22 protein-coding genes are annotated in these 22683 nt (G+C 37.2%); 7 read left to right on the top strand and 15 right to left on the bottom strand.

All coding sequences use genetic code 11. From position 1 onward, the window contains the following. Nucleotides 1-174: 174 nt before the first annotated feature. The 3 genes from ACZZZC_RS03680 to ACZZZC_RS03670 form a co-directional block, all read right to left on the bottom strand. Entirely contained in the window at nucleotides 175-858 is a 684-nt protein-coding gene (locus ACZZZC_RS03680) for a hypothetical protein (protein WP_463484889.1), read from the bottom strand. A gap of 29 nt (nucleotides 859-887) precedes the next feature. After that, a complete protein-coding gene (locus ACZZZC_RS03675; RefSeq protein ID WP_463484888.1) occupies nucleotides 888-1730 on the bottom strand; it encodes an isoaspartyl peptidase/L-asparaginase in 843 nt (280 codons plus the stop codon). Nucleotides 1731-1793: 63 nt separating this feature from the next. Next, on the bottom strand, nucleotides 1794-2669 hold the full coding sequence (locus ACZZZC_RS03670; RefSeq protein ID WP_056848238.1) for a cyanophycinase: 876 nt from the start codon (nucleotides 2667-2669) through the stop codon (nucleotides 1794-1796). Nucleotides 2670-2963: 294 nt separating this feature from the next. Between ACZZZC_RS03670 and cphA the strand changes: the two genes are divergently transcribed. Then, nucleotides 2964-5579 carry a cyanophycin synthetase gene (gene cphA, locus ACZZZC_RS03665; protein ID WP_463486623.1) on the top strand — a complete coding sequence of 872 codons (2616 nt, stop codon included), beginning with the start codon at nucleotides 2964-2966 and terminating at the stop codon, nucleotides 5577-5579. A gap of 66 nt (nucleotides 5580-5645) precedes the next feature. Here the strand turns inward: cphA and ACZZZC_RS03660 are convergent, their stop codons facing one another. Beyond that, nucleotides 5646-6101, bottom strand: a complete 456-nt coding sequence (locus tag ACZZZC_RS03660) for a PA2169 family four-helix-bundle protein (protein WP_056848236.1) — start codon at nucleotides 6099-6101, stop codon at nucleotides 5646-5648. 198 nt (nucleotides 6102-6299) lie between these two features. Between ACZZZC_RS03660 and ACZZZC_RS03655 the strand changes: the two genes are divergently transcribed. Together ACZZZC_RS03655 and ACZZZC_RS03650 are read left to right on the top strand one after the other, a co-directional pair. Continuing rightward, nucleotides 6300-6989, top strand: coding sequence for a hypothetical protein (locus ACZZZC_RS03655; protein WP_463484886.1), 690 nt, complete (start codon nucleotides 6300-6302; stop codon nucleotides 6987-6989). 47 nt (nucleotides 6990-7036) lie between these two features. Continuing rightward, nucleotides 7037-7441 (top strand): hypothetical protein, encoded by a 405-nt coding sequence (locus tag ACZZZC_RS03650; protein WP_463484885.1) that lies wholly within the window; start codon nucleotides 7037-7039, stop codon nucleotides 7439-7441. 86 nt (nucleotides 7442-7527) lie between these two features. Here ACZZZC_RS03650 and ACZZZC_RS03645 read toward each other — a convergent pair whose 3' ends face one another. The 10 genes from ACZZZC_RS03645 to ACZZZC_RS03600 form a co-directional block, all read right to left on the bottom strand. Further along, nucleotides 7528-8262, bottom strand: coding sequence for a ThuA domain-containing protein (locus tag ACZZZC_RS03645; RefSeq protein ID WP_463484884.1), 735 nt, complete (start codon nucleotides 8260-8262; stop codon nucleotides 7528-7530). A gap of 37 nt (nucleotides 8263-8299) precedes the next feature. Beyond that, nucleotides 8300-8755, bottom strand: coding sequence for a low molecular weight protein-tyrosine-phosphatase (locus tag ACZZZC_RS03640; RefSeq protein ID WP_463486622.1), 456 nt, complete (start codon nucleotides 8753-8755; stop codon nucleotides 8300-8302). Continuing rightward, the gene (locus tag ACZZZC_RS03635; RefSeq protein ID WP_463484883.1) at nucleotides 8736-9164 is read right to left on the bottom strand and encodes a hypothetical protein; all 429 of its coding nucleotides are present in this window, start codon (nucleotides 9162-9164) and stop codon (nucleotides 8736-8738) included. Before ACZZZC_RS03635 ends, ACZZZC_RS03640 begins: the two co-directional genes overlap by 20 nt. Before the next feature lie 105 nt (nucleotides 9165-9269). Further along, the gene (locus tag ACZZZC_RS03630) at nucleotides 9270-9704 is read right to left on the bottom strand and encodes a hypothetical protein (RefSeq protein ID WP_463484882.1); all 435 of its coding nucleotides are present in this window, start codon (nucleotides 9702-9704) and stop codon (nucleotides 9270-9272) included. Further along, the gene (locus ACZZZC_RS03625) at nucleotides 9691-10071 is read right to left on the bottom strand and encodes a phage holin family protein (RefSeq protein WP_056848232.1); all 381 of its coding nucleotides are present in this window, start codon (nucleotides 10069-10071) and stop codon (nucleotides 9691-9693) included. The genes ACZZZC_RS03630 and ACZZZC_RS03625 overlap by 14 nt, the downstream gene beginning before the upstream one ends. A gap of 53 nt (nucleotides 10072-10124) precedes the next feature. Then, the gene (locus ACZZZC_RS03620; RefSeq protein WP_056848231.1) at nucleotides 10125-10391 is read right to left on the bottom strand and encodes a YtxH domain-containing protein; all 267 of its coding nucleotides are present in this window, start codon (nucleotides 10389-10391) and stop codon (nucleotides 10125-10127) included. Between the two features lie 71 nt (nucleotides 10392-10462). Next, on the bottom strand, nucleotides 10463-11512 hold the full coding sequence (locus tag ACZZZC_RS03615) for an AI-2E family transporter (protein WP_463484881.1): 1050 nt from the start codon (nucleotides 11510-11512) through the stop codon (nucleotides 10463-10465). Nucleotides 11513-11573: 61 nt separating this feature from the next. Then, nucleotides 11574-12986, bottom strand: a complete 1413-nt coding sequence (locus ACZZZC_RS03610; protein ID WP_463484880.1) for a sigma-54-dependent transcriptional regulator — start codon at nucleotides 12984-12986, stop codon at nucleotides 11574-11576. Nucleotides 12987-13146: 160 nt separating this feature from the next. Beyond that, nucleotides 13147-13926: an enoyl-CoA hydratase/isomerase family protein gene (locus tag ACZZZC_RS03605; RefSeq protein WP_463486621.1), complete on the bottom strand. Its 780-nt coding sequence runs from the start codon at nucleotides 13924-13926 to the stop codon at nucleotides 13147-13149. A gap of 3 nt (nucleotides 13927-13929) precedes the next feature. Further along, the gene (locus ACZZZC_RS03600; RefSeq protein WP_463484878.1) at nucleotides 13930-14349 is read right to left on the bottom strand and encodes a cobalamin B12-binding domain-containing protein; all 420 of its coding nucleotides are present in this window, start codon (nucleotides 14347-14349) and stop codon (nucleotides 13930-13932) included. A gap of 385 nt (nucleotides 14350-14734) precedes the next feature. Here ACZZZC_RS03600 and ACZZZC_RS03595 point away from each other — a divergent pair, with 385 nt between their 5' ends. Beyond that, the gene (locus ACZZZC_RS03595; RefSeq protein ID WP_463484877.1) at nucleotides 14735-16390 is read left to right on the top strand and encodes a glutamine--tRNA ligase/YqeY domain fusion protein; all 1656 of its coding nucleotides are present in this window, start codon (nucleotides 14735-14737) and stop codon (nucleotides 16388-16390) included. 180 nt (nucleotides 16391-16570) lie between these two features. On the opposite strand, the gene ACZZZC_RS03590 is transcribed toward ACZZZC_RS03595, so the two are convergent. Beyond that, nucleotides 16571-17407 carry an N-acetylmuramoyl-L-alanine amidase gene (locus ACZZZC_RS03590; protein WP_463484876.1) on the bottom strand — a complete coding sequence of 279 codons (837 nt, stop codon included), beginning with the start codon at nucleotides 17405-17407 and terminating at the stop codon, nucleotides 16571-16573. Nucleotides 17408-17520: 113 nt separating this feature from the next. On the opposite strand from ACZZZC_RS03590, the gene ACZZZC_RS03585 reads away from it, so the two are divergent. From ACZZZC_RS03585 to ACZZZC_RS03575, 3 genes are all read left to right on the top strand, one after another. Beyond that, nucleotides 17521-19200, top strand: a complete 1680-nt coding sequence (locus tag ACZZZC_RS03585) for a dipeptidyl-peptidase 3 family protein (protein ID WP_463484875.1) — start codon at nucleotides 17521-17523, stop codon at nucleotides 19198-19200. A gap of 420 nt (nucleotides 19201-19620) precedes the next feature. Next, a complete protein-coding gene (locus tag ACZZZC_RS03580; RefSeq protein ID WP_463484874.1) occupies nucleotides 19621-22062 on the top strand; it encodes a TonB-dependent receptor in 2442 nt (813 codons plus the stop codon). 105 nt (nucleotides 22063-22167) lie between these two features. Next, entirely contained in the window at nucleotides 22168-22572 is a 405-nt protein-coding gene (locus tag ACZZZC_RS03575) for a hypothetical protein (protein WP_463486620.1), read from the top strand. The last annotated feature ends 111 nt before the right edge of the window (nucleotides 22573-22683 follow it).

Below are 22683 nucleotides of genomic sequence, written 5' to 3'. Positions count from 1 at the left end.
TAAAAGGCTATCAAATCTAGCTAAAAGCTTTTTATTTAACAATTATTAAATTTTAACGAAAAATGGAGGTAATTGTTTTGCCATTAGGCCGGTAAGTAATTCTGGAATAGAAATTTACAATTGAACTACCTTGTAACCCAAGTACAAGGTGTATGCAAACCAGTTTTAAGGAAACTACGATTTCTTTTGGGCCGTTTTATTTGCGATAATCTCGCGGGCATCACTAATCTGAACTTTATATTGATTGGTTTTGATTGAGCTAGCTAACCATTCGGCGGTTTTTAGATCTCTTAAGGCGAGGGTAAAATCCTTTTTCTTTATTTTAACCTGCACAATTCCTAAAACCGATTCGATGTAAGAATTATTGCTTTTAAGTTGCTTGGCTAAAATACCTTGCTGGGTATAAAACCACATCGATTGTGTGTATTTACTGTTGGCAAGATAAACTTTCCCTAAAAGCTGATAGGTATTCATTAAACCGCTTCTGCTACCCATTTTAGAATAATTTTTGAGCGCAACATTTAAAAGAATCTGTTCAGCATCGCCGAAACGACCCAACTGGTAGTGCATATTGCTCATCTTGATGATGGCCTGACCATATTTGGAAAAGTTTTTAACGGCATTATATTCGAAAGCAGCTTTACCAAATAGTGTTAACGCTTCATTAAAATCACCTTTTTTTTCTAAATCTTCAGCGTCATCATAAAAAGAATTTCCATCTTCCAAATCGAACTTAGATACTGCAATAGTGATTGCACTTCCTCCATTTGGTTCCTGCATATCAGCCTTATCGATATTTTGAGCTTGTAGTTGAAATGACGCGAACAGGCTAAATAAAGCGAATAAATATTTGGACATGCAACAAAAATAATACTTTATATTCAATATTAGCTAAATACCTGTAAATTAACGTCGAAAGATGCCCAAACCATATAAGGATGTGAATCGCAATGGTAAATTTCCCCTGAAGATGTGATGCCGATTACCCCAGCGAACCCATCATATACTTTCAGTTCCAGAAAAGTTTTGTCACAGGCTTCTTTTAAGCTAAAGCCATCCGTTACCCGGGTAACAATTTTTGAAGCGGTTGCATTGCTTACAATATCCTCACCCACTCCAGTGCAAGAAATACCCGCATATTGATTGGCGTAATTCCCTGCTACTGTAGCCGAATCGCTTACCCGGCAAGGAATTTCAAAGCCTTTGCCACCAGTTGAAGTAGCGACAGCAAGATTGCCATCATCATCGAGCGCTACACAGCCCACCGTGCCTAAGTTATTTTGTTGATTTAGCTTCTCTTCGTATTCTGCTTGGCGTTGTTTGGTAATTGGACTGAAAAACTCATGACCGTTTTTCCGGGCAAAGTTTTGGGCACCACTTCCACTCAAAACACGGTCATCATAACTCAAGAGATCTTTAGCAATGTAAATCGGATTTTTTACATCTTCCACATTGATCACGCCACTAAACTTTTCAGTTTTGCCATCCATTAAAGATGCACTCAACCTCACCTTTCCATCGCTTTGGATCTGCGAACCAATGCCAGCATTAAACAGTTCATTATCTTCCAATAATGCAACAGTATAAACAGCAGTTTCTAAAGCGGTATGGGTTTTTAAATATTGATAACCAAGCGTAACAATTTCTGCTAAGGCGTCTTGCTTTGCTTTCTTTGTTTCTTGATTGGTTGATGACTCACTAAAAAAGCCACCATGTATAATTAGTTTCATTTTATTAGTATCAAGATTTTTTTATTCAGCATCAAGACTGATAACGCTCAACTGAATACTTATTTAAGCTACCGGGATCACTTTTGGATGATGAATCACCAGACTATGGTCGGTTAAGTCGTAAACATCACCATCACACATTACATGTACAACCATATTTTTTATTGATACAGGTTGCCCCATTTCTACATCTGTTAAATTGGTATCGGCCATTTGTCGGCCGTCTACCAAAATTACCATCCCAGATCCGATAGCTTCCATTACATGACCATCCGAAATAAAAAGACCGGTATCTTCGCCCAAACCTATGCCTAAAATACCCGGATTACTGGCTGCAGCGTACAATAAACGTCCAATTCTTCCGCGTTGAACAAAATGCGTATCGACAATTACATCATCAATAAAACCTAAGCCGCCCGTAATTTTAACTTCACCTTTTAATAGCGCATCCTTACTACTTCCCTGGTAAATCATGTTTTTTGAACTTGCTGCCGCTCCTGCAGATGTACCTGCAATTACAACTGCTTCGTTTTTATATTTCTCTAAGAGAATTTGATGAATTTTTGTTCCTCCGAATATTGATGAAAGCCTTAATTGATCGCCACCAGTAAAAATAATAACCTCAGCAGCAGCAATTCTTGCATAATTTTCATCGGAGTTTGCTTCCTCACGATTGGTAATATTTAGAACACCAACGTTATGCACATCTAATTGCGCATAAGCTTTGATATATTCTTCGCCAACTTTTTCAGGCATTAAAGAAGCAGTAGTAATAATTTCGAAGCGTGATTCAATATCTTTAACTGACTCAGTAGTGATTCTTTTTAAAATCCCACGCTCAAAAAAATTCATGTTTTCTGGTAAGCCGAATTGCGTTTCTGCAAAGCTGCCCGTGTTTATTGCTCCACCAATGATGATAAGTTTGCCTTTTGGAACCATTCTTTGTGTATTAGTAATGTATCAAAAAGCCCAAATATATCAGCTTAAGATAAAAAACACGACTTTTTTTGTCAATAATTACTCAATTGTTAACATTCGTTGAAATAAATCTTAAGAAAATTGGCTATTCTTTTCGTTGAAATAAAACAAATAGCGTTTTATTTTGATTTAGCTATTTGTGCTGTCAATTTCCAAAATAAATGTATAATTTACAATCATCAATTTTACTCCTTAAAATTGATTTAAAAAGGCCATCCCAACGCTTGGCTAACTAAAAAAACGACAAAATATTACATGAAGATATCGAACATACAAGTATTAAGAGGGCCAAATATCTGGTCCATCAGCAGGAAAAAACTTATCCAAATGCGCCTGGATTTAGAGGAGCTGGAACAACGGCCAACTAATACAATTGAAGGTTTCAGCGAGCGTATTGAAAAACTATTGCCGAGTATGTTTACACACCGATGCTCTAAAGGTGTGGAAGGTGGCTTTTTCTCCAGAGTAAAAGAGGGTACCTGGATGGGCCATGTTATTGAACATATTGCTTTGGAAATTCAAACCATTGCCGGTATGGAAACAGGATTTGGCCGTACCCGTCAAACTAAAACTGAAGGAATTTACAATGTCGTATTCAGTTATCTGGAAGAGAAAGTCGGCGTTTATGCAGCAGAAGCGGCAGTTAGAATTGCCGAAGCGCTAATTAACAATGAAGAGTATGATCTGGAGCACGACATCAGAAGGATGAAAGAAATCCGTGAGCTCGAAGCTTTAGGGCCAAGTACTGGCTCAATTGTTCAGGAGGCGGTAAGCAGAAATATTCCATGGATCCGTTTAAATAAAAGTTCGCTGGTGCAGTTGGGTTACGGTAAAAATCAGGTTCGTTTTAGAGCTACCATGACCGAAAAAACCAGCAGCATTGCTGTGGATATTGCCAGTAATAAAGAAGAAACTAAACGTTTATTAACCGAGGCAGCCATTCCGGTGGCATCAGGCGTTACAATTGCTAACCCTGATGACCTGGAAGCTTCAGTAAATAAGGTTGGCTTTCCTTTGGTTTTTAAACCGCTCGATGGAAATCATGGCAAAGGCGCAACCATAAATGTAAAAACAATGGAGGCCGCTAAAGCAGCTTTCGAGTATGCCAAAACTTATTCTCGCCGCGTAATTATTGAGAAATTCATCACCGGCTATGATTTTCGTGTTTTGGTAATTGACCATAAAGTAGTTGCCGCAGCACAACGCGATCCTGCCCATGTAAAAGGCAACGGTATTCATACCATTCAAGAATTAATTGATAAGGAAAATGAAGATCCTCGTCGTGGTTATGGCCATGAAAACGTATTAACAGAAATTTCTGTAGATCGTGACACGCTAGATTTACTTGCTAAAAAAGAATACACACTGGAAACCATTCCAGAAAAAGGCGAGGTTGTTTACTTAAAATCGACAGCAAACTTAAGCACAGGTGGAACATCTATTGATGTAACCGATATTGTTCATCCTCAAAATATTTTCATTTGCGAAAGAATTTCGAGGGTGATTGGTTTGGATATTTGTGGAATTGATATCATGGCGCAAAACCTGACGCAACCACTTACGGAAAATGGTGGGGTTGTATTGGAAGTAAACGCGGCACCGGGCTTCCGGATGCACCTGGCTCCAAGTGAAGGATTGCCGCGAAATGTAGCTGCTTCAGTGGTTGATATGCTTTATCCTCAGGGCAGATTATCACAAATTCCGATTATTGCTGTAACCGGCACTAACGGAAAAACAACTACCACTCGTTTAATCGCTCACATTATTAGAAGTAACGGTAAGCGGGTTGGTTTTACCACAAGCGACGGAGTTTATGTTCACAACACGATGTTGATGAAAGGTGACACAACAGGGCCAGTGAGTGCAGAATTTATTTTAAAAGACCCGACTGTTGAATTTGCTGTTTTAGAAACTGCCCGTGGCGGTATCTTGAGAGCAGGATTAGGGTTTAATGCTTGCGACATTGGGGTTGTTACTAATATTCAGGAAGATCATTTAGGTATTTCCGATATTCATAACCTGGATGATTTAACCCGTGTAAAAGCGGTGGTTATCGGAGCCGTTCGCCGAAAAGGTTGGGCAGTTTTAAATGCTGATAATGGTTATTGTGTAAAAATTGCCAGAGATGCCCGTTGTAATGTGGCTTACTTTAGCATGGATGAAAACAATCCTGTTATTAAAGATCATTGCAAAAAAGGTGGAATTGCGGCTATTTACGAAAACGGATTCATCACCATTAAAACGGGTGATTGGAAACTAAGGGTTGATAAAGCAACGCATATTCCTTTAACATTTGGCGGATCTGTTAACTTTATGATCCAAAATGTTTTGGCAGCAACACTTGCCGCTTACTTATGGGGCTACAAACCAGAAGATATTCGTTTATCGTTAGAAACCTTCATTCCTTCGGCTGCACATACCCCTGGAAGAATGAATGTTTTCAGATTCAAAGACTTTAAAGTTTTGGTAGATTTTGCCCACAATCCTGATGGATTTAACGGCGTGAAGGCTTATTTACAAAGTGTAGAATCAACAGAGCATGTTGGTATTATTTCTGGAACTGGCGACAGAAGAGATGAGGACATCATCGAAACAGCTCGTATCTCAGCGCAAATGTTTGATAAAATTTACATCTGTCAGGAGAAATATTTACGAGGAAGGCAGCAGCAGGAATTGATTGATTTGTTAGTAAAAGGAATTCAAGAAGTTGATCCAAATAAAGAGATTATCATCAATAACAAGAGCACAGAGTGTTTACAAATAGCGATTGATAATGCAAAGAAAGGTTCGTACTTGACCATTTTAAGTAACACGATTGATAATACCATTCAACGGGTTACCGAACATTTAGATAGGGAATTGGAAGCATAACCAGATATAAAAAACAAAACCACCTGATAAATATCAGGTGGTTTTTCTCATTTGACTAAAGCTAACTTACGCTTGAGAATCGCGTAATCTTTTGATCTCATCATGTGAAACTCTTAAAGCTGCTTTTTGATCCGAAATCAATTCTCTGATATTTGCCGGAAGGTCTTCTTCTTCCAAGGCCATTTTATACGCATTTTGAGCGGCATCTTCTCCAAACTCACAGTTGTTTAACACTGTTTGGCGATCGTGACCTGTAAATAAGGCTTTAACATCCATCCACGCTCTATAAATTTTTCCAGAATTAGTTGTTCCTGTTTCAATGTCTTCACCAAATGCAGCTACTTCTGTTGCCAAAGCCATTTTATATTTCTGGCTTTCCTCAATCATACTTAAAAATAATGATTTTAAATCTGCATCGCTATCTTTCAGTTCTGTACGGGCTTTTTCATAGCCTTCAATACGGTCGTTATTAATTTCAATGAGGTCGTTCAATACCTCTGCGGTTGCTGTTGTAGTTTTCATGTTCTTATTGATTTGATGTTACTATTTCAACATGAGTCAAAAGAAAAAAGTTTGTCATTTTTCAAAAAACAGCATTAAAACTGTCCTGAAGTTCCAAATGATTAAGGCTTAGTCTCATTTTTTTTACTGAAGCACTAATCACAAAACATAGAAGTATTTGTTTTTATAACTGCAAATTGCATATCAAACTAAAAGACGATGATGGCTATTTTTCAAAATCCCCCTGATGGCGGCACCATCTATACGGAAACCAATTTGAACAACTTATTTCCCGAACCACTTAATGCTCTTACAAGCTGTTTCTTTTTATGCATCGCTATATTTTGGACTTTCAAAGTTTGGGGTAAATTCAAACAAAATACTTTTCTTAGTCTTGCTTTAGTTTTGCTTTACATCGGAGGAATTGGAGGCACCACTTATCATTCTTTTAGGCGGTGGCCAATTTTTATCATGATGGATTGGATGCCGATAATGCTGCTCTGCCTTTCTGCTGGCGTATATTTTTTAGCCAAACTAACTAAATGGTATTTCGCTGTACTTATCATATTGCTATATGCTTTTTTCCAGTTTTATGTACGGAAATTATTTGCTGATGGCGATTTCCAGATTTTTATCAATATTAATTATGCCTTTATGGCTGCCTTAGTATTGTTTCCAGTTTTCGGCTATTTGTTAAAGACAGGCTGGAGAAACGGAAAATGGGTGGGTTTTGCTTTATTGGCATTTATTTTTGCACTTACATTTCGGATAGCCGATAAATGGGAAATATTGCAAATCGGTACTCATTTTCTATGGCATAGCTTTGGAGCAGTAGCCGCTTTTTGTATGCTCAAATACATCTATCTAGTTAACGAAAAAGATGCCCGACCCAATAATAATATTCTTTGAAGGTGTAAAAAGTATATCTTCGCTTTACACTAAACATAATATTATAAATGAAGAAATTACTGATTTTGGCTACGCTGATGTTGAGCCTGAATGTTGCATCCAATGCACAAAGTATATTGAGTAAAGTTGGTTCGGCTGCCGCGGCTTCTGGTTTGGATGTAAACAGTTTAACATCTGGGATATTAGGAAAACTTACTCCAGCGTTAAGCTTAACGCCTGCACAAAAGCCAACAGTTACCTCAATTGTTAAAGATTTTTTAGTGCAGAAAGCAACAGTTTTAGCTACGCAAAAAACCAACCCTACTGCAGCGCAAACAAAAATTGGCAAGCTGGTTTCTGGCTTAAAATCTAATTTAGGAACGATTTTGACGGTAGCACAGTTATCCAAATTTACTGCACTAAAACCTGCAGCACCATCAGCAACAAATGTATTATCGCAGTTGTTTTATTAAGGTTTTACTATCAAAAAATAATCAAGCCGCAGATTCGTAATATAAGTTTAATCAATTTCGAATGTGTGGCTGTATTTATTAATCTATTAGGGTTTTCTACCCATGGCATATAAAATTCCACCGTATAGATGTTTTAAAAACATATCATCTGTCCAGGTTTCTTTGGTATGCCCCATCGAAGTATAAAAAGATTTACCTCCATCGTATTCATGGTACCAACTAAATGGATGAAACTTTCCGTTTTTACCGCCATTATATGAATTTTCATCAATGGTTAACAATACCTTGATATCCGGATTGATGTCTTTAAAGTTGTACAGTTCGTCCTTGTGCATCCAAACTGAATCCTGAAGAAAACGGGTTGCTGGATGTTTACGGTCTTTAACGATAAACCTAGCTTCCTGAACCGCCGGGTGACTAATAAAGTAAGCTCCAGCCAACTTGCCATACCAAGGCCAATCGTATTCTGTATCTGTTGCAGCATGGATTCCTACATAGCCGCCGCCAGCCTGAATATAATGCTCAAATGCTACCTGTTGCTGATCATCCAAAACATCGCCAGTGGTATTTAAGAAAATTACAGCCGCGTATTTTTTAAGATTATTTTCAGTAAACTGTGCTGCATTTTCGGTGGTATCAACTAAAAAATGGTGCTGATTGCCAAGTTTTGCAATTGCAGTTTTCCCATCACTTATGGAGTTGTGCCTAAAGCCTTTTGTTTTTGAGAAAACTAAAACCCTTGCTGTCTTTTTATCGATGGCGAAACTTTGAGTTAGAAATATTAAGGCAACTAATACAAAAAAAGGAATAATCTTCTTCATAGAAATGGGTTTGGTTAGGTTCGTTTCAGTTGTAAAATTAAGAAAGTTGTTTGATAATTTCTTTACATCTTTCTTCAACTTGATTACAAACCGGGCCGAAAAGGTCGTTATCCCAATACGGATCTGTTACCTCATCCTCTGCTAAGAAAAGTTTAACCTTTTGCCGCTCATCATCTGTTCGGGCTAAACGCTTTACATCAGTTAAATTATTGCGATCCATAACCAAGATCAAATCATATTGGCTAAACATATTGTGGTTAAACTGTTGCGCCCTTTGCTGGCTTATATCATAACCCAAAACTTTAGCAGCAGCCACACTTCTTTTATCTGGCGCTTTTCCAATATGCCAATCGCCAGTTCCTGCCGATGCAATTTCCCAATTTAAACCTTGTTGCTTTGCAAGGTGTTTCATAATGCCCTCAGCCAAAGGAGATCGGCAAATATTCCCCAAGCATACCATTAAAACCTTTAAATTATTGGGCTTTGTAGACATAATCAAAAGTATAAACGGTGCCAGCGGCTGATGTGGTAGTTGTAGTTCGGGTTAATTTATTGCCCTTTAATGTGAATGGCGATTGTGGTGAAGAGGAAATAGTAATTTGCTCGCCTTCCCTGGTCCACGTTACTGGTTTACTATTCGGATCGTAAAATAAATCGCATAACGCACCATTTGAACCTGATGTAAATATGCCTTTGTCAGAAAATGTTAGTGTAGTAGTGGCAGCACAACTTTGAGGCCCCATAAGCTCCAAATAGTCTGTGCTGGTTTTGTTTCCAGATGTCATGGCAGGGCTTACCGTAACCGATTCAACACGCCAATTTTTACTGGAAAGTTTCTTATCCAAATCCTTTTTGCAAGAAAGTGTTAAGCAGATGGCGAGCAAGAGTAGTAATTTTTTCATCAGTTTTGTTTCATTGGTAACGGTTGATAGCATCATTACGCTACACCTAAAAGTATGAATTTTTTAAAAAAATAAAGCCTCATATTTTCAATATGAGGCTCAATATTAATAAGTTTCACTATCTGGCGGTATGCCATAATCTATGAATTTCTTTGATTTCTGTTCCTTCTTTTTTCCAAACCAACCTTTAACAGAGTTAAAGATCGCTGATAAGTGCTCAGCATCTAATGATTTTCCTACTTTTCCAGATACCAAACCTACAGCGGCTTTAGTTAAAAAGCCAGCACTTCGGAAAATGGTTTTGTTCATAAACATTGGCAGCAGGAGCGACATTGCTGTGCCACTGATGTTCAATTTTTCATCAGCCTTAAAAAAATTGCTTGGTGTTGCAAACTTCTTAATGAGTGCACCGAATGTAAACTGTTTTAAAAAGATTTTGCCATCGGTTTTGAGCATATTTTGTTTAAGTGTATACTCCACTTTTAACTCCAACTTTGCTGCTTGCAAATCTGCTAAAGTTCTGATGTTATACTTTCTCATCTTCTTCCTCCTTATCTGCAAGTTTGTCGAAATATTTTGTAATGGCTACGTTAATAATAGCTTTTTCAATGTATTTGTCTTTAGTTAAATAAACAATAACCGCCAACAAAAGGTATATCCCCGATACACAACCAAATCCTCGTGTATAGCTTCCCAAAACATCTGATAAGAAAAGAGCCAGAGTTACACTACCAAATAAAAATGCCAATATAAAACATACAATTACAGCAGTATTGGTAACTAAATCGGCAAATATTTTTGATACCTTTTCTACAAGGTAAAGTCTTGTATATTCAACTCTTGCTTCCAAAAAGCCTTTGGCGTCTTCAACAAGGTCTTCAATACTTTTTTCTTTATTTTCTTGCATAGTTTTAGATGGAATTTAAATGGGCGCCCGAAGCGCCCAATTAGTTATTATTTTTATGCGTGTTCAACGTCGTCACTGTACTCGTCTTCAACGCTTCTTAATTTCGTTTTAATTGAACTAACAACTTTATCCTTTAAACTTGATAAGTTATTAATCTCATCCGCAGCCTTATCTTTAATAGAATCTCCAAGATCTTTTAACGATTGGCTTAATTTGTCACGGGTTTCGTCACCTTTATCTGGTGCAAATAAGATACCTAAAGCGGCACCAGCAGCTAATCCTGCTAAAAGAGCAACTACTACTTTTGAGTTATCATTCATAATTAATTATTTTAAGGGTTTAACATTCACAATATAAGAAATACTATATTACATTATTGTTAAGCTATAAATTATAACTCATTAAGCTCATTATTTGTTTTAATTCTTTCCAATCTTTCTGATGCGAGCGTACTGGTTTCGTAAATCTTAACAAGCAAAATAAAATAAGATAATAATAGCGGACCAAAAACGAGTCCTAAAATTCCAAATAATGGGATACCAATAATTACGCCAATTACTGTGATTATGGGGTGAATGTTGCCAACTTTTTTTGCAATGATGAATCGAAGTACATTATCGATGTTAATGATAACAACAAAGCCGAAAATTAGCATCGCCCACCCGGCAAAGTTATTTCCGTTCGCAATTTGCAGGATAGCCGCTGGCACAAAAACCACAGGCGGCCCCAGAATAGGAACGAAAGATATAAAAGTGGTAATTACCCCCCAGAATACCGGGTCTTTATAACCTAAAATGTAAAACGATAAGCTCACCAGTGAACCCTGTACCAGGCAAATTAAACCCTGCCCCAATACGTTTGCATAAGTTGTATTTCTCATTTCATCGCCAAAGCGAAGTGCATTCTGTTCTCTAAGAGGTGCGTATTTAATTAAAGAACGTTCAAAGGTTTTGCGCTCGATGAGCATGAAGTATAGTAAAAAGTACATCACCAAAAGGCTTAGTATAATATTTACAGCACTAGAAATTAAGGAAGGAAATAACTCTGTTGCCCAGTTACCCAGCCGATTTAATCCATCTTGAATCACATCTTGATTGATATTAAAAGGAACTAAATGCTGAAGTTTAACCAATATATTTTTGAAAAATATTTCGTTGTTTTTAAGCTCAGATATTTTACTGATTACCATGCTGCTTAATGTATAAAATGGTAGCACAATCAGCAAAATACTGATCACGATTAGAAAAATAGCTACTAACCTTTTATTCCATCGTTTCACTTCAGCGAGGTGAATATAAGCTGGCCGCATGATGGTGTATAGCACCAAAGTACTGAGAATTGCACTAAAAATTGCTTGTAAAGAATACGCAATTAAAAGCCCGAGCGCTATAATAATAACGAGGTTGATGTTATTGCGTTGCTTAAATGAAAATACCGACATAAAGTGATGTTTGGTATTCTCTTAATAGCAAAAAGTTAGGTTTTGTTTTAGCCTATAAAGATTATTCCTGATCTTCAATCTTTATCGCCTTGATTTTATTGTATAGTGTTTTTCTATCGATGTTTAAGATTTGGGCTGCTTTTGTTTTATTGAAATTTGTTTCTTTTAACACGCCAAGAATCGTGTCATACTCTGCTTCTTGCGCAGCATTTTTCAAGTCTTTAGGCTTATCGCTATGCTTTGATTTTATTTGTTTCAAAACCTGTTCGCGATCGAAATCCTTGGCGTAGTTTGAAAGCTCTAATGGCAATACGTCAACCTGAATTTCATTTCCATCGGTTAACAATGAAACCCTGCGGATTACATTTTTCAGTTCCCTTACATTTCCTGGCCAGCTGTAATTGAGGAAACAATTTTTAACGCCTTCACTAAAACCCTTGATGTTTTTATTGAGTTCTTGATTTGCCACTGCTAAAAACTTATCGGCAAAGATTAAGATATCATTTCCTCGTTTTTTTAAGGAAGGGAGATGGATAGAAAATTCATTAAAGCGATGGAATAAATCCTCTCTAAATGTTCCCTTACCAATATTATCGACCAAATTTTCGTTTGTAGCCACAATAATGCGGACATCTAAATCAATTTCTTTAGTACTGCCAATACGTTTAACTTTTCTTTCCTGTACTGTTCTCAGCAAGGTGGCTTGAATTTCGTAAGATAAGTTACCTATCTCATCTAAAAATAACGTACCTCCATTTGCCTGTTCAAAGTGCCCAATTTTAGTGTAGAGTGCACCGGTAAATGAGCCTTTCTCATGGCCAAAAAATTCACTTCCGGCAAGTTCTTTAGTTAACGAACCGCAATCCATCGCTACAAAGGGCTTATCTCTTCTCAAACTATTTAAATGGATAGTTTTGGCTACACACTCTTTCCCTGTACCGCTTTTACCGGTTAAAATAATGCTATAAGAAGTTGGCGCTATTAACTGAATTTGTTTAAGCAAAGTGGCCGAAACCTCGCTTTGACCATCAATGTACTCGGTATAATTTACATAATCAGATTCTGTTTCATGTTTCTTTCCCGGTCTAGCTTTGTTTTCGTTGAGGGCTCTTTGTGTCTCAAGAGCTTTATTAATGGTATTTAAAATCTCATCAGGATATAGTGGTTTTGTAATATAATCGTAGGCACCTAATTTAATCAGCTCGACCGCTAATTTGATATCTGAGTAACCGGTAATGATAATTACACCAGTTGTGGGATAATTCTCTTTTATTTTAATTAAAATTTCTCTACCATCGGTGTCATCCAGGCGGTAATCGCATAAAACCAAATCAAACGCTTCATTCGTCATTATATCCAACGCGGAAGCACCGGTAATGGCGTTTGCCACCTCAAAACCATTCCTTGTAAGAAACTTAGATAATAATAAACCAATGTTTACTTCATCATCAACAATCAGAATCTTTTTTTTCATGAGCATCATCCGTTTTACACTATCTAAAGCTCTATAATCGGAAGAAAGAATCTATTTAGGGAGCGTAGAATAGTAGTACATAATTACTCAAAATAAATTGATTTGGGAAATATTTTCTACACTTATTTTAGTTCGCTATCGAATTAATCATACAATTTAACTACTTTCCGATAAAATTAGCTTTCCGCTTTTCTATAAAAGCTGATACGCCTTCTTTAAAATCAGAAGTTTCAAAACATTTTCCAAACTCCTCAATTTCAACATCGTAACCATTACTACTGGTAATGGATGCATTTACTGATTTAATTGCCGCAGCAATGGCCAGTGGCGCACGTTGTTTTATCAGGTTCAAAATCTCAGTCGATTTGCTAATGAGATCAGACAAAGGCACAGCATAATTAACAAGCCCAATTTTTTCCGCATCAACAGCGTTGATTAGGTTGGCTGAGGTAATTAATTCAATAGCTTTGCCTTTACCAACCAATTGCGTTAAACGCTGCGTGCCCCCGTAACCAGGAATCAATCCTAAAGTAACTTCTGGTAAGCCTAGTTTGGCTGTATCAGCTGCAACACGCATATGGCAAGCCATTGCCAGTTCCAATCCGCCGCCTAAAGCAAAACCATTAATGGCTGCGATAAACGGTTTTGAAGAATTTTCAATCGCATTAAAAACATTTTGCTGACCTTTTCGTGCCAACTCCTCACCTTGTTTACCGCTATAATCTGAAAACTCTTTAATATCTGCTCCGGCAACGAAAGCTTTTTCGCCAGAGCCAGTTAAGATTACCCCTCTTACCTCATCAGTTTCTGCCGCAAATTTTATCACCTCGGCTAATTCATCCAAAGTATCTTTATTCAATGCATTTAAAGCCTTTTCCCTGTTGATGGTAACGTATAGGATGTTTTCTTTTATTTCTGATATTAGATTCTGATATGCCATAACTTAAAAATTTCTATTTTCTATAACCCAATTTTTAATATACTCTACAATGCTTGCCATAGTTGTTCCAGGAGGAAATAATTCTCCAACACCTAACTCAGCAAGTTTTTTCCGATCACCTTCCGGGATAATTCCTCCTCCAGTTAATAATACATCATCAAGCTGTTTTTCCTTCATAAAATGAATAATTTTTGGAAAAACCGTCATGTGAGCCCCAGATAATATTGAAATTCCAATGGCATCAACATCTTCCTGCAAAGCCGTATTTACCACCATCTCTGGTGTCTGGCGCAGGCCGGTATAAATCACTTCCATACCTGCATCACGAAGTGAAGTAGCGATCACTTTAGCCCCTCTGTCATGACCATCAAGGCCTACTTTGGCAACTAAGACGCGTATCGGTCGGTTTAATACTTTGCTCATAATGAATATTAAGTTGAGGTAAATGTATTGAATTTTCTTTTACGGAAATAGGGTTTAGGGAAATGGATTTGAGGAAATAGGGATTAGGAAATAGATAATGGGAAATGGGAAGTAGGTGAGAGGCATAAGGCTAACAATTTCAACCTCAATCCAATCAAATAAGAAATAGAAACGAGCACCCACCCTATTTCCAATTCCCTATTCCCTAACCTTATTCGAATCAAATAAGAAACAGAAACAAGCGGCCAACCCATTTCCAATTAATTATTCCCCAAGCTACTGCTCAATATAATTCCATATTCTCCAATTCCCCTAATCTATTTTTTAATCATTACCTAATTACGCTCAATCTTTTTACATTTGCATTCCTAATTTACAGGTTTTTATGAGTGAAGAGAAGTCATTGAACTTTATTGAAGAAATTGTTGAGAACGACTTGAATAGTGGCAAGTATAAAACATTGGTTACGCGTTTTCCGCCTGAGCCGAATGGTTACTTACACATTGGCCATGCCAAAGCGATATGCTTAAACTTCGGACTAACACAAAAATACGGCGGTTACACCAACCTTCGTTTTGATGATACCAATCCGGTTACGGAAAAAACGGAATATGTAAATAGTCAGCAGGAAGATATTAAATGGCTGGGTTTTAATTGGAAAAACGAATTATACGCTTCAGATTATTTTGATCAACTATACGCATTTGCAGTTAGGCTTATTGAAAAAGGTTTAGCTTATGTTGATGAAAGTACGGCAGATGAGATTGCAGCTTTGAAAGGCACACCTACAGAACCTGGACAAGATAGCCCTTATCGCAACAGAAGCATAGCCGAAAATCTTGATATCTTCGGAAGAATGAAAAGCGGCGAATTTCCGGATGGTGCTTACACCTTGCGGGCGAAAATCGATATGGCTAGTCCGAATATGTTAATGCGTGACCCAATTGTTTACCGTATTAAACATGCAGAACATCACCGCACGGGCAACAAATGGTGCATTTATCCTATGTATGATTTTGCGCATGGACAAAGCGACAGTATAGAAAATATCACCCATTCCATTTGTACTTTAGAGTATGTTTCTCACCGTGAACTATACGATTGGTTTATAGAACAATTAGAAATATTCCCATCTAAGCAATATGAATTTGCCCGTTTAAACCTTACTTCAACAGTAATGAGTAAACGCAAACTGCTGCAACTGGTTAATGAGAATTTAGTTAGCGGATGGGACGACCCACGCATGCCTACCATTTCCGGTTTACGCAGAAGAGGCTTTACGCCAAAAAGTGTGCGTGAATTTTGCGAACGTATTGGTATTGCGAAACGTGAGAATTTAATTGAACTGAGCTTGTTGGAGTTTTGTATCCGTGAGGATTTAAATAAAACGGCGAACCGAGTGATGGCTGTTTTAGATCCTATTAAGTTAATCATTACCAATTATGAAAAAGGTACTGAAGATTTAATCGGCGAGAACAATCCGGAGGCTGAAGATCACGGCGGTACACGTGTGATTCCGTTTAGCAATGAACTTTGGATTGAGCGTGAAGATTTTATGGAAGTTCCGGCGAAGAAATGGTTCCGTTTGGCACCTGGGGCAATGGTTCGTTTAAAGTTCGCTTACATTGTGAAGTGCGAAGATTTTGTGAAAGATGAAAATGGAAACGTTACAGAAATCCATTGTACTTATATTCCTGAATCGAAAAGTGGAAATGATACCAGCGGAATTAACGTAAAAGGAACCATCCATTGGGTGAGCGCACAACATGCAAAAACAGCAGAAATTCGTTTGTACGACCGTTTGTTCACCTCCGAAACACCAGATGCTGAAGAAGGTGATTTTAAGGATTATTTAAACCCGGAAAGTTTAACGGTGTTGCCGAATGCTTATATCGAACCAGCCCTTGCTGATGCCGATTTAGATAGCCGTTATCAGTTTATTCGTAAAGGATATTTCTGTCTGGATAAAGATTCAACTGCTGATCAATTGGTTTTTAATAGAACGGTGACACTAAAGGATACTTTTAAGAAGCCCAATTAATCAACGCTTTTTTTAACTACACATAAACACGGATGAACACAGATTCATCCGTGTTTTTTTATGCTTATTGCAATCGAAAATTTCAACAGAAACGCAGAAATAAAACGCTATTCAGTTCCTTTGCAAAGTTTAAATGAAATAAAGCTGCCGACACGAACAACTTGTATTTTTGCTAATGTCTTAATACTTTGTATAAACATTGTACAACACCAAAATATCAACTGGTGTTAAAGTTTTAGTGATATCCGTTTGTATGAAATGGATTTTAAAGGCTTCGATTGCAGCGGGTAAGTTTGCCGTATTGTAACCAATGTATTTTAGCGCTTTTTCGGTATCGAAATCTGCCGGTGGATTCTTCAGTACATCATCATACCAAAAGCCAAATCCCTTATCCGCTAGCTTTTTCCATGGAAAATTTCTTGGGTCATTTTTACGGCCAGGTGCAATATCGGCATGGCCGATGAAGTTCGCTGTTGGAATATTATAGGTTTTCTTCAAGGTTGCAAGCAATTTAATCAAGCTGTTAATTTGTGCATCTTGCCAAACATCGCCAATACCGTTATTATCTAATTCAATACCGATTGATGAAGAATTCAAATCCGTATCCTTACCCCATTTACTTACGCCTGCATGGTTTGCACGAAGATAATTATTAACCATGTGCACAACTTTTCCATCTCTACTGATTACATAGTGAGCGCTTGTTCCAGCCCTGGTAGAGTGGAAGGTTTTGATGGTTTGGTTTAAACTATCTTGAGCCGTATGGTGGATAACTACGAAGTTGGGTTTGCGTATGCCAAAGTTTACAGAGCCAACCCAGGTTTGATTTGCTGCACTTAAAGAATCGTAAAGCTGCCCTGCAGGTGGCGTGCTGCTGATAATTTTCGAGAAATCTTTGGCTTTCGTTTTATAAACTTTTTCAGTTGCTGCATATTTATTAGATCCACACGAAGAAAGGAAAACTATAAGTGCCGTAACTAAAACTGGCGAATATTTAGGGAAATTAAATGATGACATGTTTTGATTTGTTGATTGTTGAAGTTACAAAGTTATGCGAAACTATCTCCAATGCATCAAACTTTATACAATGCTTTTAAATTTTACTAATTTAGCACCCATATCTATTAAATATGAACAAATTATACAAATCTACCATATACTTTTCGCTTGCAATTACTGGAACATTGTTCCTGTCGGGTTGCACTGGTGACACCAAAAGCAATACCGATAATGGTACCGTGGTAGAAAGAGATAGCTTAAATGAATATGTAGCGCAAAGACTTCCAATTTACGAACGCGTTAAGCTAACCAGTAACATTAACGATTTAAGCGTTAACGATCGAAAAATTTTGCCTTTGCTTATTCAGGCGGCAGAAATTATGGACGACTTGTACTGGAAGCAAGCCTATCCGGAACGCGACAGTTTGATGGCCACAATTAAGGACGAAAAAACCAGGGAATTTGTAAATATAAATTATGGTCCGTGGGATAGGTTGAACAATGAAAAACCTTTTGTTGCTGGTGTTGGCGCCAAGCCAGAAGGTGCTTCTTTTTATCCTTACGGGATCACGAAAGAAGAAATTGAGAAATCTGACTTGAAAGATAAGTATGGTGCCTATTCGGTGATCCAAAAAGATACTGCAGGTAAACTGACCACTGTTCCTTATCATGTTTTATTTGCTGCCGAATTGCAAAAGGCAAGTTCTCTTTTAAAACAAGCTGCTTTAATTGCCGAAGATGCAGGCTTAAAAAAGTATTTGAATTTACGAGCAGATGCTTTAGTTACTGACAATTTCACCGCCAGCGATTATGCCTGGTTGGATATGAAAACGAATGGCCTTGACATCATTATCGGCCCTATTGAAAATTACGAGGATAAACTTTTTAATGCCCGCACCAGTTATGAAGCTTACGTTTTAATTAAAGACAAAGAATGGAGCAAGCGCTTAGCTAAGTATGTAAAAATGCTTCCTGAACTGCAAAAAAACTTACCGGTTGTAGCCAAATATAAAACGGAAACGCCGGGAACAGACTCAGAATTGAACGCCTACGATGTGGTTTATTATGCAGGAGATTGTAATGCTGGTTCGAAAACCATTGCTGTAAATCTGCCCAACGATGAAAAAATTCAGCAAGAAAAAGGCACACGCAGATCGCAATTGAAAAATGCCATGCAAGCTAAATTTGATAAGATCCTGGTTCCTATTTCTAAAGAATTAATTGATGCTGACCAGCAAAAATATATCAAGTTTGATGCTTTTTTCGCCAACGTCATGTTTCACGAGGTAGCTCATGGTTTAGGTATTAAAAAAACGGTTACTGGAAAAGGTTTTGTTCGTGAAGTGCTGAAAGAACAATATAGCTGGCTTGAAGAAGGCAAAGCCGATGTTTTAGGTTTATATATGGTAACAGGTTTACTAAAAAAAGGTGAGTTATCTGGCGATATTAAAGATTACTACACCACCTTTATGGCTGGAATTTTAAGATCAGTAAGATTTGGCGTATCTGAAGCACATGGAAAAGCCAATATGCAATGTTTCAATTACTTTCAGGAAAAAGGTGCTTTTGAGCGTACCGATAAAGGAACCTATAAAGTTAACTACGAAAAATTTGCCACCGCAATGAATGAATTAAGCGCATTCATTATTACTTTGCAAGGTAATGGAGATAAAGTTGCTGTTGAAAAAGCGCAAAAGGAGAAAGCTGTAATTTCCTCAGAATTGCAAAAAGATTTAGATCGCTTAACCAGAAAAAACATTCCTGTTGATGTTGTTTTTGAACAGGGTGTAGATGTGTTGGGTGTAAAATAAAAACTCATTTTTAAAGTTGAAGCCGCAGATTTGCAGATTTTTCTGTTCGTCTGCGGTTTTTTTATGCACTGCTCTTCGTTCTATTAAGCCTGACAGAAACAAAAATCCTTTTAAATTAATTACACTTTCGTTTACAGTGAACAATCAATTTAAAAGATTGTAGTGGATGGCAGGGCTACATTGGCCACCTAATTCTGCCTTTGACTTTCTAAAATTAAATGGTCAATAAAAATACTTCATTCTTACTTTTTTTCTTCCTCCTGTAACCTTTCTTAAAAACCATCGTCTTACTGATAACTAAACAACGGAAACCGTTCGTTTCCCCAGCTAAACTTTAAATAATAAGGCAAAATAAAAAGGCGTCTAACCAGTCGCATGGAATTTCTTTGTCTTGATTTTTTAAAAACTAATACCATAAAAATGAAACTTTTTTACAAAATATCATTCCTTATTTTCGCCGCGTTTTCAGCGTTATCCGTTAATGCACAAACCGATACGAAATTTAATATTACAGGAAAAATTGTTGATGAAACAAAAAAGCCCGCTGACTTCGTAACTGTTGTACTTTACAAAGCAACTGATTCGAGCATTGTTAAAACTGCCTTGACAGATCAAAATGGCAGTTTCGGTTTCTCGGTTTCAAGCAAAGGAAATTACTTTTACAAAGCCAGTAATATGGGTTACAAAGTTTACAAAAGTAAAGTAGAAACGCTGGGCGATGATCAACAAATTGATTTTGGTACTATTCAACTGGTATCTACCACTCAAAATTTGAAAGAAGTTACCGTTGCCGCAAACGTTCCATTAGTAGAACGCAAAATGGATAGAACGGTAATGAATGTGGCCAGCAGTTCTATCGCGTCTGGTTCTACCGCATTGGAGTTACTACAGAAAGCGCCTGGGGTAAATGTAGATCAGAACGACAACATTTCGATGCAAGGTAAACAAGGCGTACTGATTCAAATAGATGGCAAACAGACTTATATGAGTAGCGGCGACGTAGCTAATTTGTTGAGAGGAATGCAAAGTTCGGAAATAGAAACTATCGAATTGATTACGAATCCATCAGCTAAATATGATGCAGCCGGTAACTCCGGAATTATCAATATTAAAACCAAAAAAAATAAAGGAGGTGGTACAAACGGAAGTTTGACGGGGGCTTTGGGAAGGGGGAAAAAATTTAGATCTAGTGCAGGTGGCAGCTTAAATCATCGTACGAAATCATTGAATCTGTTTGGAAACTATAACTATTACCAGAGAGACCGAGAGACTTTTATGGAAATAGACAGGATTGCAAATGTTTCGCCTAGCAACCGTTATTTCTCTCAACGCAGTGATTTTAGCAAAAAAAATCATGGACAAAATTTTAAAGTAGGCGCAGATTATTTTATCAATAAAAATAATACGCTTGGCATTTTGGTAACGGGTTACGAAGGAAGTAATATTGAAAACTCCGTTAATGCAACCCGAATTGGCGGTTCATTTACCCAACAGGATTCTTCGGTTTTAGCCAATAATGTGATTAGAAATAAGTACAACAACCTATCCTACAATTTAAATTACAAATCTGTTCTTGATACCGCAGGGCAGGAAATTACCATTGATTTGGATTATGGAAGATATAAAGGAAATGATGATGCAGATTATGTAAGCGACTACTTTTTTAATAACGGTAGCCTGATCAGGCCAACGGTGGTTACCAGAAACATCACGCCTTCGGTTATTAATATTAAGGCTTTCAAGGTTGATTACGCACTGCCACTGAAAAAACAGATGAAGTTAGAAGCGGGTTTAAAAAGTAGTTGGGTAACTACCGATAACAATTTAATTGCTGAACAATTTTTGAACAACAATTGGCAAAACAATGCTTTGCTTAGCAACCAATTTGTGTACGATGAAAATGTAAATGCAGCTTACGTTAATTTTAATAAACAATTCAAAAAAACCAGTATTCAACTCGGGTTGAGGGCAGAACAAACCAGTTCGAAAGGCAATTCAATAACGACCAATAAGATTATAGAACGCGAATATCTTGATTTTTTTCCAAGTGTTTTTATTAACCAAACATTGAACAAGAACAATGATATTAGTCTTTCCTACAGTCGCAGAATTGACCGACCAAGCTACGATGCTTTGAATCCTTTTGTTTACTTTTTAGACCAATATACTTACAGCCAGGGTAACCCATTTTTGAATCCGCAGTACACCAATAATTTTGAATTCACTTATTTGCTTAAGAAAAAGTATTCGGCCACATTGAATTATAGTAAAACTACCGATGTGATTACAGAGGTAATTCTTCCGGATAACGAAAAGCAGGCACTGTACCAAACCAACCAAAATATTGCCACTCAAAACGCATATTCATTGGTATTAAATGCTCCTGTAAATTTCACTAAATGGTGGAGTAGCAATAATAATTTAAATACGTTTCACATCAGGTTTAAAACGCCAGATATTGCCGGCCAATCGCTGGATAACAAGAGCACTTCTTTCCAGTTTAAATCGCAACACAGCTTTAAGATTCAGCCAGGTTTATCAGCCGAACTTAATTTCAGCTATGATAGTCCGGTTACTTTTGGTGTGATGGAAATTAGAACACGTTACGGCTTTGATGCAGGGATAAGCAAATCCTTTTTAGCGAAAAAAGCAAGTTTAAAGCTAGCTGCTAACGATATCTTCAATACGCAGATTAATAATATCAGAAGTGCATTTCCTGGACTTTATTACACTCTTTACGGACTGAACGATAGACAATCGGTAAGTTTAACGTTTACCTACCGATTTGGTAAAAACGAGATTAAACCAGCCCGTAACCGAAGTACAGGTTTGGAAGCCGAACAAGGCCGGATGAAAAATTAAATTGAGATGAGTAAGCCACCAACATATTGGTGGCTTTTTTGTGGAATGTCTTTTATGCTTTCATCTTATGTTTGAAAACAGAAAGCAAACCTTTAACTTCATGCCATGGAAACCGATTTAACTATTTCAGCGATTGATGCCTTACATAAAAACGCAGATCAGGCAATGCAGTTAAAAGATGGCGATACTTATTTCCAAGTATTTGATCCTTCTTTTCAATTTACCGGATCGGATAATAAAACTTTAAATCTTCGTGATTATAAGGCTGAGATCCAAGGTTTTTTCAGACGAGCAAAAAGCATAGAAACGAGCCATTACCGCATTAAATCATCTGTAGAAAATGAAATTTTTACGGAGAAAATCGCCAGGAAGTCGGTAATTATTAAACCTAACTTATTGGTCTTTTCAAAAAAGCAAACTATACAAACGGAAGAAATTTACCAATGGAGAAATTTAGGTGGAGAGTGGAAGGTGATTTCTATTGAAGTGGTTTTGGAAGAAAAGTATTAAATTATATCCTTTTGCCCCCCAGTGAATAGCTGCAATGAGATTGCCACAACACGATGAAGAATCGTTTTTCGCAATGACGGGGTGTGTTATAAAAATGATTGGATTTAAAAT

Source organism: Pedobacter sp. AC212, assembly GCF_979258625.1.
This window is presented reverse-complemented; position numbering and strand designations above follow the sequence as displayed.

Bases quoted from the DNA above. Each gene is read 5' to 3' on its own strand.
- ACZZZC_RS03640 (WP_463486622.1), bottom strand. From the start codon at position 8,755: ATGTCTACAAAGCCCAATAATTTAAAGGTTTTAATGGTATGCTTGGGG.
- ACZZZC_RS03630 (WP_463484882.1), bottom strand. From the start codon at position 9,704: ATGAGAAAGTATAACATCAGAACTTTAGCAGATTTGCAAGCAGCAAAG.
- ACZZZC_RS03625 (WP_056848232.1), bottom strand. From the start codon at position 10,071: ATGCAAGAAAATAAAGAAAAAAGTATTGAAGACCTTGTTGAAGACGCC.
- ACZZZC_RS03585 (WP_463484875.1), top strand. From the start codon at position 17,521: ATGAACAAATTATACAAATCTACCATATACTTTTCGCTTGCAATTACT.
- ACZZZC_RS03605 (WP_463486621.1), bottom strand. From the start codon at position 13,926: ATGGCATATCAGAATCTAATATCAGAAATAAAAGAAAACATCCTATAC.
- ACZZZC_RS03635 (WP_463484883.1), bottom strand. From the start codon at position 9,164: ATGAAAAAATTACTACTCTTGCTCGCCATCTGCTTAACACTTTCTTGC.
- ACZZZC_RS03595 (WP_463484877.1), top strand. From the start codon at position 14,735: ATGAGTGAAGAGAAGTCATTGAACTTTATTGAAGAAATTGTTGAGAAC.
- ACZZZC_RS03680 (WP_463484889.1), bottom strand. From the start codon at position 858: ATGTCCAAATATTTATTCGCTTTATTTAGCCTGTTCGCGTCATTTCAA.
- ACZZZC_RS03610 (WP_463484880.1), bottom strand. From the start codon at position 12,986: ATGAAAAAAAAGATTCTGATTGTTGATGATGAAGTAAACATTGGTTTA.
- ACZZZC_RS03650 (WP_463484885.1), top strand. From the start codon at position 7,037: ATGAAGAAATTACTGATTTTGGCTACGCTGATGTTGAGCCTGAATGTT.
- ACZZZC_RS03660 (WP_056848236.1), bottom strand. From the start codon at position 6,101: ATGAAAACTACAACAGCAACCGCAGAGGTATTGAACGACCTCATTGAA.
- ACZZZC_RS03645 (WP_463484884.1), bottom strand. From the start codon at position 8,262: ATGAAGAAGATTATTCCTTTTTTTGTATTAGTTGCCTTAATATTTCTA.
- ACZZZC_RS03590 (WP_463484876.1), bottom strand. From the start codon at position 17,407: ATGTCATCATTTAATTTCCCTAAATATTCGCCAGTTTTAGTTACGGCA.
- ACZZZC_RS03575 (WP_463486620.1), top strand. From the start codon at position 22,168: ATGGAAACCGATTTAACTATTTCAGCGATTGATGCCTTACATAAAAAC.
- ACZZZC_RS03655 (WP_463484886.1), top strand. From the start codon at position 6,300: ATGATGGCTATTTTTCAAAATCCCCCTGATGGCGGCACCATCTATACG.
- ACZZZC_RS03670 (WP_056848238.1), bottom strand. From the start codon at position 2,669: ATGGTTCCAAAAGGCAAACTTATCATCATTGGTGGAGCAATAAACACG.
- ACZZZC_RS03600 (WP_463484878.1), bottom strand. From the start codon at position 14,349: ATGAGCAAAGTATTAAACCGACCGATACGCGTCTTAGTTGCCAAAGTA.
- ACZZZC_RS03580 (WP_463484874.1), top strand. From the start codon at position 19,621: ATGAAACTTTTTTACAAAATATCATTCCTTATTTTCGCCGCGTTTTCA.
- ACZZZC_RS03615 (WP_463484881.1), bottom strand. From the start codon at position 11,512: ATGTCGGTATTTTCATTTAAGCAACGCAATAACATCAACCTCGTTATT.
- cphA (WP_463486623.1), top strand. From the start codon at position 2,964: ATGAAGATATCGAACATACAAGTATTAAGAGGGCCAAATATCTGGTCC.
- ACZZZC_RS03620 (WP_056848231.1), bottom strand. From the start codon at position 10,391: ATGAATGATAACTCAAAAGTAGTAGTTGCTCTTTTAGCAGGATTAGCT.
- ACZZZC_RS03675 (WP_463484888.1), bottom strand. From the start codon at position 1,730: ATGAAACTAATTATACATGGTGGCTTTTTTAGTGAGTCATCAACCAAT.